General features: G+C 67.9%; 14 protein-coding genes. 1 reads left to right on the plus strand and 13 read right to left on the minus strand.

The window, feature by feature from the left end:
* Positions 1-28: 28 nt before the first annotated feature.
* The 3 genes from D9T14_RS06405 to D9T14_RS06415 all read right to left on the minus strand — a co-directional run bounded on the left by D9T14_RS06405 (position 29) and on the right by D9T14_RS06415 (position 2823).
* The gene (locus D9T14_RS06405) at positions 29-1504 is read right to left on the minus strand and encodes an amino acid permease (protein WP_119161587.1); all 1476 of its coding nucleotides are present in this window, start codon (positions 1502-1504) and stop codon (positions 29-31) included.
* Between the two features lie 146 nt (positions 1505-1650).
* Positions 1651-2139, minus strand: a complete 489-nt coding sequence (locus tag D9T14_RS06410) for an NUDIX hydrolase (protein ID WP_119161588.1) — start codon at positions 2137-2139, stop codon at positions 1651-1653.
* A 93-nt stretch (positions 2140-2232) separates the two neighbouring features.
* Complete coding sequence (locus D9T14_RS06415) at positions 2233-2823, minus strand: DapH/DapD/GlmU-related protein (protein WP_119161589.1); 591 nt, start codon at positions 2821-2823, stop codon at positions 2233-2235.
* 209 nt (positions 2824-3032) lie between these two features.
* On the opposite strand from D9T14_RS06415, the gene D9T14_RS06420 reads away from it, so the two are divergent.
* The gene (locus D9T14_RS06420; protein WP_119161590.1) at positions 3033-3938 is read left to right on the plus strand and encodes a LysR family transcriptional regulator; all 906 of its coding nucleotides are present in this window, start codon (positions 3033-3035) and stop codon (positions 3936-3938) included.
* 478 nt (positions 3939-4416) lie between these two features.
* On the opposite strand, the gene D9T14_RS06430 is transcribed toward D9T14_RS06420, so the two are convergent.
* From D9T14_RS06430 to D9T14_RS06475, 10 genes are all read right to left on the minus strand, one after another.
* Entirely contained in the window at positions 4417-5439 is a 1023-nt protein-coding gene (locus D9T14_RS06430) for an enoyl-CoA hydratase/isomerase family protein (protein ID WP_119161591.1), read from the minus strand.
* A gap of 61 nt (positions 5440-5500) precedes the next feature.
* The gene (locus D9T14_RS06435; RefSeq protein WP_119161592.1) at positions 5501-6799 is read right to left on the minus strand and encodes an MFS transporter; all 1299 of its coding nucleotides are present in this window, start codon (positions 6797-6799) and stop codon (positions 5501-5503) included.
* 144 nt (positions 6800-6943) lie between these two features.
* Entirely contained in the window at positions 6944-8464 is a 1521-nt protein-coding gene (locus D9T14_RS06440; protein ID WP_119161593.1) for a CoA-acylating methylmalonate-semialdehyde dehydrogenase, read from the minus strand.
* A gap of 43 nt (positions 8465-8507) precedes the next feature.
* Entirely contained in the window at positions 8508-9377 is an 870-nt protein-coding gene (locus tag D9T14_RS06445; RefSeq protein WP_170175648.1) for an acetoacetate decarboxylase family protein, read from the minus strand.
* Between the two features lie 10 nt (positions 9378-9387).
* Positions 9388-10170 (minus strand): SDR family NAD(P)-dependent oxidoreductase, encoded by a 783-nt coding sequence (locus tag D9T14_RS06450; protein WP_119161595.1) that lies wholly within the window; start codon positions 10168-10170, stop codon positions 9388-9390.
* A gap of 38 nt (positions 10171-10208) precedes the next feature.
* Positions 10209-10562, minus strand: coding sequence for a cupin domain-containing protein (locus D9T14_RS06455; RefSeq protein WP_119161596.1), 354 nt, complete (start codon positions 10560-10562; stop codon positions 10209-10211).
* 456 nt (positions 10563-11018) lie between these two features.
* The gene (locus D9T14_RS06460) at positions 11019-11279 is read right to left on the minus strand and encodes a Txe/YoeB family addiction module toxin (RefSeq protein ID WP_119161597.1); all 261 of its coding nucleotides are present in this window, start codon (positions 11277-11279) and stop codon (positions 11019-11021) included.
* Positions 11280-11281: 2 nt separating this feature from the next.
* A complete protein-coding gene (locus D9T14_RS06465; protein WP_119161598.1) occupies positions 11282-11539 on the minus strand; it encodes a type II toxin-antitoxin system Phd/YefM family antitoxin in 258 nt (85 codons plus the stop codon).
* A gap of 287 nt (positions 11540-11826) precedes the next feature.
* Positions 11827-12099, minus strand: coding sequence for a hypothetical protein (locus D9T14_RS06470; protein ID WP_119161599.1), 273 nt, complete (start codon positions 12097-12099; stop codon positions 11827-11829).
* A 13-nt stretch (positions 12100-12112) separates the two neighbouring features.
* Positions 12113-13819 carry a sodium:solute symporter family protein gene (locus tag D9T14_RS06475; RefSeq protein ID WP_119161600.1) on the minus strand — a complete coding sequence of 569 codons (1707 nt, stop codon included), beginning with the start codon at positions 13817-13819 and terminating at the stop codon, positions 12113-12115.
* Positions 13820-13891 lie beyond the last annotated feature (72 nt).

The following is a 13891-nucleotide window of genomic DNA, read 5'->3' on the forward strand; positions in this document are numbered from 1 at the left end:
CCCGCTCCGCCCGGCAACCAGAGCAGTTTCAACCACTCAGCCCAGCATTCTCGGTCTCTTGGACGGATTCGCCGAGCTGCCGGGCAGTGTCGGCTTCAGCAGCACTGATCGTGTCATCGCGTCGGGCATGCCTGCGCACGAAGAACCAGGCGATGCCCAGGCCGATGAACCAGGCCGGAGTGACGGCCAGCGCCACCAGGGTGTCGCGCTGGCGGGTCAGTACGTAGATCGTGAAGGCGAAGAAGGCCAGCACGAGCCAGCAGGTGAGGCCGCCGAGCGGCATCTTGTACACGGACGTGGCGTGGGCGTCCGGGGCCTTGCGGCGGTAGACGAGATAGCTCACCAGGATCAGGGCCCAGATGAAGATGAAGAGCACCGCGGAGACGGTCGTGACGAGGGTGAAGGCCTCCATGACCGACTGCGACAGGGTGAGCAGCAGCGAGGAGCCGACGAGGACGACGGTGACGAACAGGCCCCAGGCGGGCACGCCGTTGCGCGTGAGACGGCCGAAGCTCCGCACGGCCATGCCCTTGTGGGCCAGGCCGTAGAGCATGCGCGAGGTCGAGTACAGGCCGGAGTTCGCGCCGGAGGCCGCCGCGGTGATGACGACGAAGTTCATCACGACGGCGGCGGCCCCGAAACCCACCAGGTGGAACATCGTCACGAACGGGGACTGGCCAGGGTCGAGGCTGTCCCACGGGGTGACGCACATGATGGCGGTCAGGGCGGCCACGTAGAAGACGAGGACGCGCACCGGCACGGCGTTGATGGCCTTCGGCAGGGTCCTGACCGGGTCGTGCGTCTCCGCCGCGGTCGTGCCGACCAGCTCGATGCCGACGTAGGCGAAGACGGCGATCTGGAAGCCGGCGAGGAAGCCCTCGGGGCCGGTCGGGAAGAAACCGCCGTGCGTCCACAGGTTCGAGAGGCTGGCCTGGGCGCCGCTGGGCTCGGTGAACCGCACGACGAGCAGCACGAGGCCCAGCACGATGAGCACGATGATGGCGATCACCTTGATGATCGCGAACCAGAACTCCAGCTCGCCGAAGAGCCTCACGGTGAGCAGGTTCAGCCCGAACAGGCCGACGAGGGTCCCGACGGCCAGGACGAGGGACCAGTTCTTTGACGGTACCCAGAACTGCCAGTAGTTCGACACGGCCACGATATCGGCCATGCCCGTCACCACCCAGCACAGCCAGTAGGTCCATCCCGAGAAGAAACCCGCCCATGGGCCGAGCAGGTCCGCCGCGAAGTCCTGGAACGACTTGTACCGCAGATCGTGCAGCAGCAGCTCGCCCATGGCGCGCATGACGAAGAACAGCATGACGCCGATGAGCGCGTACACGAGGATGATGCTGGGACCGGCGACGCTGATCGTCTTGCCCGAGCCCATGAACAGGCCGGTACCGATGGCACCGCCGATCGCGATGAGCTGGATGTGGCGGTTGGACAGGCTGCGCTGCAGCTGCTCACCGCTGTTCTCGACCGAGGTGTTCTCGGCAGCCATTCGGGCCCCTTTCACGTGACTGCGGCGCCCCAACGGGCCCGGCCGTGGGCCGCGCGCGCAACGGGCCGCAAATCTACCCGCGGCCGCGGGCCGCCGTCACGCAGTCCCAGTGCACAGACGGTCGCGGGATGTCGAGGGGCCGACGATCAGCGCCCGTCCGCGCCGATCAGCACGCGCGGGTCACCGGACAGGGCGTGGGCCACTTTGCGTTCGAACCGGGCCTTCATCGGCGGCAGCGCGGAGACCGGGAACCAGCGCACCTCGGTGGACTCCTCGTCGCCGACGCGGGCCTCACCGCCGACCGGGTGGGCGAGCAGGCAGGTGTCGAAGAACTGGCACCGGTCGCCGTTGGCGTAGGTCTGGGGTTCGAGGGTCTCGATCCAGGTGACCCGGTCGACCTCGATCCGCACCCCGGTCTCCTCCAGCGTCTCGCGGACGGCCGCGGTGTCGGCGTCCTCGCCGGGATCGGCGATGCCGGTCACCGGCGTCCACTGCCCGTTGTCGGCGCGGCGCACCAGCAGCACCTCGCGTTCTCCTGCGTTCTCGCGGACGATGACGGCGCAGACGCCGGGCAGCAGGAGCAGATCGTGCCCGATCTTCTCGCGCAATCGCAGGACGTACTCGGGTGTGGCCATGGGCGTCTCCTTCCTGGCCGCTTCGCCCTGCGGTTCTCGTGTGTCATTCCACAACAACCGCAGGGGCAGGTAGAACCGCAGGGTCAGGAGTGTTCAGAGCCGGTCCGGGCCATCCCCCGCGCGGACCTCGCGCAGCACCCTGGCGGGCGACCCGACGGCGATCGTGCGGGCCGGGACGTCCCTGGTGACGACCGAGCCGGCGCCGATGATCGCACCGTCGCCGATCGTGACGCCCGGCACGACCGTGACACGGGCGCCCAGCCAGACGCGCTCACCGATGCGGACCGGGGCGGGGAGCATGTCGCCGCGGCGGGCGGGGTCCTCGCCGTGGTTGAGCGTGGTGAGGGTGCAGCCGTGGCCGATGAGCGAGCCGGCGCCGATCCAGACTCCTCCGGTGTCCTGGACGAGGCAGCCCGAGTTGATGAAGACGCCGGCGCCGAGGTGGATGTTCTGGCCGAACTCGCTGTGGAAGGGCGGGAACAGGCCGAACGAGTCGGGCACCTCTCGGCCGATGAGCTGCGACATGAGTGCCCTGACCCGGTCGGCGGGGTGGTAGCCGCCGTTGAGCTCGGCGGTGATCCGCAGGGCCCGCTGGGCCTGTTCGTGCATGAACAGGTGCGCCGGCGAGCCCGCACTGATCGGCTCGCGCCGATCCATGAGGTCGAGAAAGCTCGTCAGGTCCATGCGCCCATTCTTCACGAATCGGGGCCCTGCCGTCAGCCGGCGGCACCCGTGTCACCGGCTGGTCGCGGCATCCAGGGACCGGCCTCCCCGGGACGCCCTGTCTCTCCGCCGCCTACCTGGGGTATCACCAGGGGAACGAGGCCCTCCCCATCCGAGCGCCGATGTCCTAAACTCGTGAAAGACCCTGTCAGAGGCGACAAGGGGGAGCCATGGAATTTCGACAGCTCCGCTATTTCACGGCCCTGGCGAGAACCCTGAACTTCACGAGGGCGGCGGAGAGCCTCTACATCTCGCAGTCCACCCTCAGCCAGCAGATCGCGGCCCTTGAGAAGGAGCTCGGCGTCAGGCTGTTCGACCGTGCGCACCACCAGGTCTCGCTCACCGAGGCGGGGAACGGGCTGCTCGGCGAGGCCCACGCCATCATCACGCAGGTGGACGGTCTGACGCAGCTCGTCGAGGACCGGGCGGCGCACGCCGCGCCGAAGAGGCTGCGCATCGGTTTCGACCTGCGCGCGCTCGGGAGCACGTTCCTCACACAGGCGGTCACCAACGGCGTGTACTCCCTGCGTTCGAGTCACCCGAACCTGAGCGTCAACCTGCACAGCGGCGAGTACGACACGGCTCTCGACAACCTCCGGTCCGGAGTCACCGATCTCGCGTTCTTCCTGCACCAGGAGCGGTCGATCAAGGGGCGCGGCATGAAGACCGTCGTCCTGTACGAGGACGAGCTCGCCGTCGCCGTACGGACGGGCGACGAACTCGAGGACACGCCCGAGTGCGCGAAGGAGATCCTGCTCAGACGGGGCGTGGCCCTGTTGAGTGGCGAGGGCCGAGGGCTCATCCAGGCCATCCGGGTCTTCGACGAACTGGGCGTCGAGCCCCCGATCCACTTCGTCGCGGACCGCAACGCCATGCTCTTCGCCGTCAACAGCGGCACTCATGCGACCCTCCTTCCCCTCGGCATGATGCCGTACCTCGTCGATCGGGACACCCACGTGCTGAGGCTCCACGTCGGCTCGTCGGCGCTGTACGTCCTCGACGCCTGGCGCGCCGACACCGACACCTCGCTCATCGGCCCCGTGCTCGACTCGGTCCGGGAGGCCTTCGCGCCATAGGTCGAGAAGCGCGAGGCCGAGCTGGCCGGGAGCTGAGCCGCCGCCCGATTGCAGGACAGGCCCTGCGCGCGTACGAGCGCCTCGCCATCGCCGTCCCTGTGACGCGAGGAATTCGCCGTGCCGATCAGGTATCCATGGTGAATGGTCGGGTCGGCCTGTCAGCTTGCGGAGGCCATGTCGCTTCGGATTTCCCGGTCGCCGCACGTTCGGCCTCATGGACCGCTTGGGCGCGACGGGCTCGAAGGATCTCCGCACGTTCGTTCTGGCGCTGCTTGCGGAACGTCGTCAGCGTGACAGCGCGACGCTCGGGATCGAGCACGCACGTGACGCGCTGTGCCACACCCTCACACGTGAACCGTAGCCCGCAGGCCGCCGCTCCGCCGCGCAGCACGGGGGCGCCCCGTCCGCTGGGGCTCCCCCATGCAGGCGGCCGGTCGGGGTCGGCCCCGGCCCGTGGGCACGGGGCCGACCCTCGCCGTCACTCGGCCTTGGGCCGGTACGGCTCGGTGGGCCGCACCGCGAACGGGTTGACCTCCTCGCCCGTCTCGACCTTCTTGAACCACTCGAACGGTGCGGTGCGGAAGGTGTCCCAGACCTCACGGGAGGGCGGCTGCTGCATGTCGTCGTGGCAGTAGCGCCAGTCGTTGGTCAGGCTGATGTACTTCTCGTCCTGCTGGCCGGAGTGGGTGTCGCCCAGGTCGCCCGCCGCGATGCGCAGCAGGCTGGCGTACTGCTCGGAGACGGTGTGCACCTTGAGGTCCTCGACCAGGAGCTTCTTGAGCGGACGCTTGGCGAGGTTCGACATGATGGTGCGGTTCTCATACGGCATCGTCTTGAGCATGCGGGCGAGCTCCCAGGCGCGGTCCATGACCTCGCCCTTGGCGACGACCTCGCTCACCATGCCCCAGTCGAGCATCTGCTGGGCGGTGAACTGGCGCGTGGTCATCATGTAGTAGTTGCCGCGCTTGGTGCCGAAGAAGTGCTGGCACAGCAGGCCCATGCCGTCGCCGGGGACGAGCCCGCCGTGGGCGTGCGGGACCTCCATCCAGGTGTCCTCCGAGGCGATGGTGATGTCGGAGAGCATCGCCGAGTCCCAGTGGAAGCCGGGGCCGGGGATGGCGCCGATCGTCGGGACGTCGAGGTCGAAGATCATGTTCTTGATGAGGTTCGTGTCATCGAAGTACTGGTGCTGGAAGCGTTCGGTGGGCAGCCGGCTGTAGGTGTCCCAGCCGTTCGGGTCGGACTCGGTCATCCACGAGTCGCCGATGTGGGTGAAGATGATGATCTCGTTCTCCAGGTCGAGCGAGAGCACCCGGACGAGTTGCGGGATGGCGCGGTGGCTCATGCCGGAGTGGCACATCGGGCCGTCGTTGGTCTTCCAGGTGACTTGCAGGATGCCGTCCTCGCGGTACAGGTCCGCGAAGTCCTTGAACCACTCGCTGTACTCCTCGATGCCGGGGAGCTTGACGTACGGGGCCAACGGCTTCTTGTCTTCGGACATGGAGATCACTTCCTTCGGTTGAGAGATGTTCTGTGTGCGCACCGGCTGGTGCGCGTGAGGTTCAGGCCGCCCGCTCCATGAGGCGCCGTACGCCGCCGAGCCGCCACGAGGCGACGACCAGCACGACCATGAGGGCGCAGGAGAGGGCGAGGGCGAGGGTGGGCAGCTCCCAGGACGAGGCGCCGTCCCCGGCGAGCGAGACGAGTACGGGGGTGCACAGCAGCGCCCCGAGGTAGAAGCAGGCGGAGAGGAGGCCGCTCGCCTGCCCCACGTACGCCGGACGCTCGGCGAGTCGCGGGGCGATGACGAACATCGCCGTGACGCCGATGCCGCCGGCGAAGAACGCCGTGCCCAGGATGCAGGCGACGTAGACCGCGCTCGGCACGTGGGCGAGCGCCGCGCAGACCAGGCCGGCCCCCACGCCACCCACGATGGCGCAGACGTACGGGCGGCCGCTCTTCGCCACGATGGCGCCCGAGACGAGCCCGATGGGGATGCCGAAGAGGCCGTTCAGGCTCGAGTAGAAGTTCGCGGTGCCGGGCTCGATCCCGAACGAGACGAAGATCTGTGCGTAGCAGGTCACCAGGCCCTGGACCACGAACGAGAGGAAGACCATCGCCAGGCAGGCGCAGATGAGCGCCGGGTTCTGGAAGGCGCGCAGGGCGAAGGCCGGCTCGGAGCGCTCCGCCGCGCCGTCCGTGGTCGCGCTGTCGCCCACGGTGAGGAAGAGGGCGACGAGCACGAGGCAGACGACGGCGATCGCGGCGAGGCCCCACCAGACGGCCCTCATGGTGCCCGTCGCCTCGGTGATGGCCGGCGCCGCGTTCATGACGATGAAATTGGCGCCGGGCGTGGCCACCATGAAGCAACCGGTCGCGATGCTCGCCTGCTCCCGGTTGAAGAGCTGGGCGATGAAGGTGAGGCCCACCGGGAGGATGAGCGTGCACGACAGGCCCTCGATGATGCGCGAGAGCATCATGACCTCGAAGCCCGGGGCGACCGCGCCAAGGATGTTGCCGGCGGTCAGGGCGACGAGCAGCAGCATGAGCATCCGTTTGAGGCCCACCCGGGCCATGAGCGCGACCCCCGGGATGGCGAGGACGACGCCGGCGATGTTGAAGATGCTCGTGAGCAGCGCCGTCTGCTCGGGTTCGGCGTGCAGCGTCGCGGAGACCTGGGCGAAGAGCGCGGGAACCTTGAGCTGGGAGATGTTGATGGACAGGGCCGCGACCATGAGGAGGGCGAACATCGCCCAGCTCCTCAGGCCGCCTCGCGGCGTGTTCTCGGCGGGTGCCGGGTTCGCGGCCGGGGCGCTGCGCGTCTCGTCGGCCGCCCTTGCCGGGCGGTGATCTGAGGACATGGGCGTCTCCTTTCTGCGTCCATGGGGCTCAGGGCGGGCGGCGGGGCCGGCCGGCCCCGCCCTCGCGTCGTCCGCGCGAGGGGATGGGGGCCTGGGCCGGGCGCGATGGCCGTGGGCGCCGGTGCCGCGCCGTCCGCCGGTGGTTCAGAGGCGCTCGACGGTGCCTTCCCAGAAGTCCAACTTCTTCGCCGGCTTGGCGCCCTCTGCGAACCAGTGGGTCGTCACCGTGGTCGCACGGGTGTAGAAGCGGTAGCCGTCGATGCCGAGGACGTGCTGGTCGCCGAAGAAGGAGTCCTTGTTGCCCGAGAACGGGTAGTAGGCCGAGGGCACGGGGATGCCCACGTTGATGCCGACCATGCCGCCGTCGGTCTCCATCTGGAAGCGGCGGGCGAAGTAGCCGTCCTGGGTGAAGATGCTGGATCCGTTGGCGAAGGGGTTCGCGTTCATGATCGCGATGCCCTCGTCGAAGTCCTTGACGCGCTTGATGGACAGGACCGGCCCGAAGATCTCGTCGTGGCCGATGGTCATGTCCTCGGTCACGTTGTCGAAGACGGTGGCGCCGATGAAGTAGCCGTTCTCGCAGCCCTCGGGGACCTCTGGGTTGCGTCCGTCGAGTGCGAGCGTGGCGCCCTCGTCGATGCCCTTCTGGATCCAGCCCTCGACGCGCTCCTTGTGCGCAGCGGAGACGACGGGGCCGAGTTCGGTGTCGGGGTCGTAGGCGCGGCCGATTCGCAGGGCGGCGGCCTTCTTCACGACCATGTCGACGAGCTCGTCGGCGATCTCCTCCTGGACACAGACCGCGGGCAGCGCCATGCAGCGCTCCCCCGCGCAGCCGAAGGCGGAGTTGACGATGGCCGAGGTGGTGGCGTCGAGATCGCAGTCGGCGAGCACGAGGGCGTGGTTCTTGGCCTCGGTCTGGGCCTGGACGCGCTTGCCGTTGACGCCGGCCTGGGCGTAGATCTGCTTGCCGACCCGGGTGGTGCCGACGAATGTGACGGCCTTGACCCGCGGATCGGTGAGCAACAACTCCGACTCGTTGTGGGTGCAGGTGACCAGGTTGACGACGCCCTTGGGGAAACCGGCCTCCTCGTAGAAGAGCTCGAGGATGCGCATGGCGGTGAGCGGGGTGGGCGTGGCTGCCTTGAGCACGACGGTGTTGCCGCAGGCGATGGCCAGGGGCACCATCCAGCCCCAGGGGATCATGGCGGGGAAGTTGAAGGGCACGATGCCGCCGATGACGCCGAGCGGTTTGCGGTACGTGGTGCAGTCGAAGCCGGTGGTCACCTGGAGGGCTCCCGAGCCCTGGATGGCCAGCGGCAGTGAGCAGGCGAGCTCGGTGGGCTCGATGGCCTTGAGGATGTCGCCGCGCGACTCGTTCATGTTCTTGCCGTGCTCGCGGGCGCAGAGCTCGGTGAGCTCGTCGAGGTGTTCGACGAGCACGTCGCGCCAGGTGAACATGTACTGCACGCGCTTTGAGAGGGACTGCCCGGACCAGGACCCGAACGCCTCCTGGGCGCTCGTGATGGCCTCCTCGACCTCCTGCCTGGTGCAGCGGGGGACCTCGGCGATGACCTCGCCGGTCGAGGAGTCGGTCACCGGGATGTAGGTGTCGGTCGTGGACTCGCGCCACTTCCCGTCGACGCAGTACTTCTTGCGTTCGGCCATGGGGATGGCTCCTTTCTCGCGGCCGGGGCGTGCCGGCCTGCGGCTAGCGCAGGCGGTACACGTGGTTGTAATCGGTCGGGTCGTTGTAACGGGAGAACTGCGCGCCCACCCAGCGCCGGACCGGCAGGCCGGCGAGCGCCGCCGGGATATGCCAGTACATGGGCATCTGCCACGGCTCGGGCGCGTGGAAGTGGGCCGTGCCCGAGCAGAAGTGCGTCTCGGGCTCCATGAGCTCGAAGGGGTAGTCCTCGGGCAGGCCGGGCGACTTGGGGTTGAAGGTGGGATAGCTCGCGTCGGCCCCCGCCTCGTGGTACTGGTGCCCCTTCTCCGGTGTCGCCTGGATGTACTTGTAGTTGAACTTGCCCTGGCTCTCGGCGGCGAGCCGCCTCATGAGCTCCTCGTCGGCGGGGCCGCCCTCGAGATCGAGCTCGACGTCGAGGAAGGTGAAGCCCCAGTCGCCCGCGGAGGTGCGGACGTGTCGTCCGTCCTTGGCGAACCGGGGGATGTCGGCGTAGGCCTTCGCGTATCCCATGAGGTCACGCCCGCCCAGGATCGGGTCGGCGTGGTTCTCGTACATGACGAGGACGAGATCGCCGCGCAGGTGGTCGCGGTCGCCGTCGAAGCTCACGGGCACCGAGACGTTGACGAGGTAGTACGTGTTCCCGCTGAAGTTGCCCAGTGTGCCGAACTCGCAGGCCGCGACCGAGAGCACCGGGGCCGCGAGAGTGAAGCCCTTCGGCAGGAAGGCCTCGAGCCTGTCGGGGTCCGTCTCGAACACGACCGTGGCCGCCTCGACGGTGGCCGGCTTGTTGAGCCGGTAGACCCCGTTCTCGTCGGGGTTCTTGGTGCCGGGGGACGGCCCGAAGAAGACCGGCATCTCGTAGACCCGGTCGGGACGGATGATGAGTCCCATGGCGCGCTCCTCAGCCGACCGCGGTGAGGCCGCCATCGGGGTAGATGGTGGAGCCGGTGACGAAGTCGGAGGCGGCGGAGGCCAGGAAGATCGCCGGGCCCTTGCAGTCCGCCGGGTAGCCGATGCGCTGGGCGGGCATCGCCTTGGCGATGTCGTTGCGGGTGGCCTCGTCGTCGGGCAGCAGGCCGACCATCATCGGCGTGTAGGTGATGGTGGGGCCGATGGCGTTGACCTGCACGGCGGGGCCGAGGTCTGAGGCGTAGGCCTTGGTGAGCATCTCGACCGCGCCCTTGGTGGCGCAGTAGCCGACGTTGCCCATCCCGCCGTTGCCCACGGCGCGGATGCCGCGGACCGAGCTCACGTTGATGATCTTGCCGTGGACTTCGTTGTCCTTGAAGTACTTGCCGAAGTGCTTGCAGGTGAGCATGAGCGACTTGACGTTGGCGTCGAACATGGCGTCCCAGTCCTCGACGGGGAACTCGGTGCCGGGGTGCTTGCGGTTGAATCCCTGGGAGTTCACGAGGATGTCGACGGCGCCCATCCGCCCCACCGCGTCGGCGAGGAGGGCCTCGACGTCCTCCTCCTTTGCCGCGTCGCCGGCGTGGATGAGGACGTCGGCCCCGCAGTTGGCCCTGATCTCGCCCTGCGCGCGTTCGAGTGAGGGCTGCTTGCGACTGGAGATCATGACTTGGGCGCCGGCCTCGGCGAGGCCTTCCGCTATCGCCTGGCCGATACCGCCGGCGCCGCCGACGACGACCGCCTTCTTGCCGGTGAGATCGAAGAGATCAGTCATGGTTGGTCCTGCCTTTCTCGTGGTCGTTGGGCCGTGCGTCACGCCTGCTGCGGAGGGAGCAGCACGACGAGCATCTGCGTGGTGATCGGCCCGTTGTTCTGGATGCCTTTCGCGGTGTTGGGGCCGCAGTGGAACGAGTCGCCGGCGTGCAGGGTGGTCTTGGTCCCGTCATCGCACTCGATGTCGATCTCGCCCTCGACGATGTAGTAGATGCTCTCGAGGGGATTGGCGCCGTATTCACAGCCGCCGCCGGGCAGGAAATGAGAGAGCCCCATGATGATCCTGCCGTCGTTGACGTCCTCGGGATTGTGCAGCCGCGTCGGCCGCATGTCGTAGTGCCCCGGGGCCTCGTAGAAAGTGGCCTCATTCTTCCGGACGATCTTGTAACTCATCGCGCCCGCTCCTTTCATCCCCCACCGGCACCAATAGCCCGCGGATGCCGTGACGAGAGCTCGATTCAACTGCGTTTCACCTGGTCAGAGCGTGATGAAAAAGACGCCGACGGTGCGCCTTCACATACCCATCCTCACGCCCGGGGAAAAATCATCAGAAATTCTGCGAAATGCAGTCGACGTACGCCCCGATGCGCTCGCCCTGCCCTTGTTCTGGCACCATTATTGCGACGCCCCGGTATCCGTGTGAAATACTTTGTTCCGATCGTGACGCGCCCGACGATCGATGTCATCGATGGTCCACGGGAGGGCTTTGTTCACACCCCGGACGCCGCTCGCATTCCTGCGCCGTGGATGCCCGGCCGGTGCCGCCGGGGCGAGTGTCCCGGACGGGCCGCACTCGATGGCACGAGTGACCCCGGACCCGGATCGGCAGCGCGCCGTGAAGGACCGCGGTCAACGTCCGTAGTGGTAGCGACAGGCAGCGACGAGGATGCGTTCACCGTCGATCCTGTAGACGAGCCGGTGCTCGTCGGTGATCCGCCGCGACCAGTAGCCGGCGAGGCCGTGCCGCAGTGCCTCGGGCTTGCCGATGCCCTCGTTGCCGTTGCGCGCCACGTCGACGATGAGACGGTTGATGCGCTTGAGCCCCGTGCGGTCCTGGGCCCGCCACCACAGATAGTCGTCCCAGGCGTTCTCGTCCCAGACGAGGAGCACGTTCAGTCCCCGGGGAGGAGCTCGTGCGGGCGCCCGCCACCGGACTCGAGACGTTCCACCGCGTCGAGCAGCCGCCTGGAGTTCTCCGGGGAACGCATCAGACAGGCCGTCTCGCGCAGCGATTCGTAATCGGCGAGCGAGATCATGACGACTGGCTCGTGCCCGGCCCGGGTGATGATGACCTCCTCGCGGTTGTCGGTGACCGCATCAAGCACCTCGGCGTACCGCGCCCGTGATTCGGTGTAGCTGATCGTCTTCATCGCGGCCTCCTGTACGGAAAAGTGTACAGGCATGTCGTCGCGCACGTCGCTCCGCCGCCGGGCCCCTTCGGCGGCTGCACCCCTGTCGCCGTTCTCGCCTCGCCCGCTCACCGCGACCCGAGGGCGACCCGGGTCAGGTCCGGCGTGATCGCCCACGGCCCGGGAGATGAGGGATGGGGCCGCCCGCAGTGGGAGCGCACATGTCCGGCGACCCGCACCGACGGGAATGAGCGGGGGTGCCGCCCCTGGTGGGACGGCACCCCCTGTCAGCGGGATGGGTCAGTTCCTCAGGCGGCCTGCTGGTCGGCCGCCTCGTCGGCCGGTTCGGGCACGTAGGTGGGCCGCAGGCCGGCCCAGACCAGGAAGACCGCGCCGACGACGATGAGGGCGATGCCGCCGATCAGGTTGGCGTTGACGCCACCGGTCTTGTCGAGGGCCTTGTCGGCGAAGAAACCCATGAGGGTGAGGATGACGCCGTAGACGCCCAGCAGGATGCCGATGACGTTGCGAATGTCGAACAGGCCCGCGGTGTGGCGGCGTGTCTGGGTGGATTCACTCATGTCCGACTCCTCCTCAGAAGGCGATGTTGAGAACGATGACCAGGACCAGGGCGATGAGCGCCAGCGGGACGGGCCGCTTCAGCAGGGGCAGCTTGTGCTCGTCCGGGTCACGGAAATGGGACTTGGGCGTCTCGGAGTAGACGAAGCCGACGAGCTCGGAGGACGGCTTCGGCTTGGTGTACAGCGAGACGACGATGCTCACCAGGATGTCCACGACGAAGCCGGTGGAGGCCGCCACGAACGCCGTGCCCTGGCCGGGCAGGGTCACGATGTCGACCAGGCTGAGCAGCCAGACGACGACCGCCGAGAACGTGCCGGCCAGCAGGCCGCTCCAGCCTGCGGCAGGGCTCATGCGCTTCCAGAACATGCCGAGGATGAAGGTGGCGAACAGGGGCGCGTTGAAGAAGCCGAACAGCGTCTGCAGGTAGTCCATGATGTTCGAGAACTGGCCTGCGATGAGGGCGGTGAAGATGGCGATGACGGTCGCGCCCAGGGTGGCCGCGCGGCCGACCTTGACGTAGTAGGCGTCATCGCGGTCCTTGACGACGTAGGTCTGCCACAGGTCGACCGAGACGACCGTGTTGAACGCCGAGATGTTGGCGGCCATCCCGGCCATGAACGCCGCGAGCAGGCCGGTGATGGCCAGGCCCAGCAGGCCGTTGGGCAGCAGATCGCGCATGAGCAGGATGATCGAGTCGTTGTACTTCACGTCGCCCGAGGCACCGCCGGCGACCTCCATGCCCGACTTCACCTGCATGATCTCGGGCACCAGGACGGCGGCGAGCATGCCCGGCAGGATCGTGATGAACGGCACGAACATCTTCGGGAAGGCGCCGACGATCGGGGTCTTGCGGGCCGCGGTGATCGACTCGGAGGCCATGGCGCGCTGCACCTCGACGAAGTTCGTCGTCCAGTAGCCGAAGGAGAGCACGAAGCCGAGGCCGAAGACGATGCCGATGACCGACAGCACCGGGCTGTTGAACCCGGACAGCGCCTGGCCGGGCCAGGAGTGCAGCTGCTGGGAGGCGGTGGCCACCTCGGCGCCGGCGGGGGCGGTGTCGGCGAACTCGGTGATCCTGGCCTTCAGGCCGTTCCAGCCACCGACGCGATGCAGGCCGATGAGGGTCAGCGGCAGCAGCGAGGCGACGATGACGAAGAACTGCAGCACCTCGTTGTAGATCGCCGCGGACAGGCCGCCGAAGCTGATGTAGGCGAAGACGATGACGGCGGCGACGACGAGCGCGACCCACAGCGGCCAGCCGAGCAGGGCGTGGACGATGGAGCCGAGCAGGTACAGGTTGATGCCGGCGATGAGCAGCTGGGCCAGCGCGAACGACAGGGCGTTGACCAGGTGGGCGCCGGTACCGAATCGCTTGCGCATGAACTCCGGCACCGACCGCACCTTGGAGCCGTAGTAGAAGGGCATCATGACGACGCCCAGGAAGAGCATGGCCGGCACTGCGCCGATCCAGAAGTAGTGGACCGTCGGGATGCCGATCTGCGCGCCGTTGGCCGACATGCCCATGATCTCGACCGCACCGAGGTTGGCCGATACGAAGGCCAGGCCCGTCACCCAGGCCGGCAGTGACCGGCCGGACAGGAAGAACCCGATGGTGTCGGATGCCTGCCGGCGGGCCGCCAGTCCGATGCTCAGGACGGCGGCGAAGTAGATCGCGATGATCAGATAGTCCACGAAGTTCGCATGGATGATGGTGTCCATCGTCCCTGATGTCCTCTCTCGCAGGAGACGCCACCCCGAATCCACTCGCCGCGATCCGGGATGTTTACGCCA

This window comes from Propionibacterium australiense, from assembly GCF_003666605.1.
GTDB lineage: Bacteria > Actinomycetota > Actinomycetes > Propionibacteriales > Propionibacteriaceae > Propionibacterium > Propionibacterium australiense.

What these genes read in the sequence shown, in the direction of transcription:
- D9T14_RS06405 (WP_119161587.1), bottom strand. Translation starts at nt 1,504, where the DNA reads ATGGCTGCCGAGAACACCTCGGTCGAGAACAGCGGTGAGCAGCTGCAG.
- D9T14_RS06410 (WP_119161588.1), bottom strand. Translation starts at nt 2,139, where the DNA reads ATGGCCACACCCGAGTACGTCCTGCGATTGCGCGAGAAGATCGGGCAC.
- D9T14_RS06415 (WP_119161589.1), bottom strand. Translation starts at nt 2,823, where the DNA reads ATGGACCTGACGAGCTTTCTCGACCTCATGGATCGGCGCGAGCCGATC.
- D9T14_RS06420 (WP_119161590.1), top strand. Translation starts at nt 3,033, where the DNA reads ATGGAATTTCGACAGCTCCGCTATTTCACGGCCCTGGCGAGAACCCTG.
- D9T14_RS06430 (WP_119161591.1), bottom strand. Translation starts at nt 5,439, where the DNA reads ATGTCCGAAGACAAGAAGCCGTTGGCCCCGTACGTCAAGCTCCCCGGC.
- D9T14_RS06435 (WP_119161592.1), bottom strand. Translation starts at nt 6,799, where the DNA reads ATGTCCTCAGATCACCGCCCGGCAAGGGCGGCCGACGAGACGCGCAGC.
- D9T14_RS06440 (WP_119161593.1), bottom strand. Translation starts at nt 8,464, where the DNA reads ATGGCCGAACGCAAGAAGTACTGCGTCGACGGGAAGTGGCGCGAGTCC.
- D9T14_RS06445 (WP_170175648.1), bottom strand. Translation starts at nt 9,377, where the DNA reads ATGGGACTCATCATCCGTCCCGACCGGGTCTACGAGATGCCGGTCTTC.
- D9T14_RS06450 (WP_119161595.1), bottom strand. Translation starts at nt 10,170, where the DNA reads ATGACTGATCTCTTCGATCTCACCGGCAAGAAGGCGGTCGTCGTCGGC.
- D9T14_RS06455 (WP_119161596.1), bottom strand. Translation starts at nt 10,562, where the DNA reads ATGAGTTACAAGATCGTCCGGAAGAATGAGGCCACTTTCTACGAGGCC.
- D9T14_RS06465 (WP_119161598.1), bottom strand. Translation starts at nt 11,539, where the DNA reads ATGAAGACGATCAGCTACACCGAATCACGGGCGCGGTACGCCGAGGTG.
- D9T14_RS06470 (WP_119161599.1), bottom strand. Translation starts at nt 12,099, where the DNA reads ATGAGTGAATCCACCCAGACACGCCGCCACACCGCGGGCCTGTTCGAC.
- D9T14_RS06475 (WP_119161600.1), bottom strand. Translation starts at nt 13,819, where the DNA reads ATGGACACCATCATCCATGCGAACTTCGTGGACTATCTGATCATCGCG.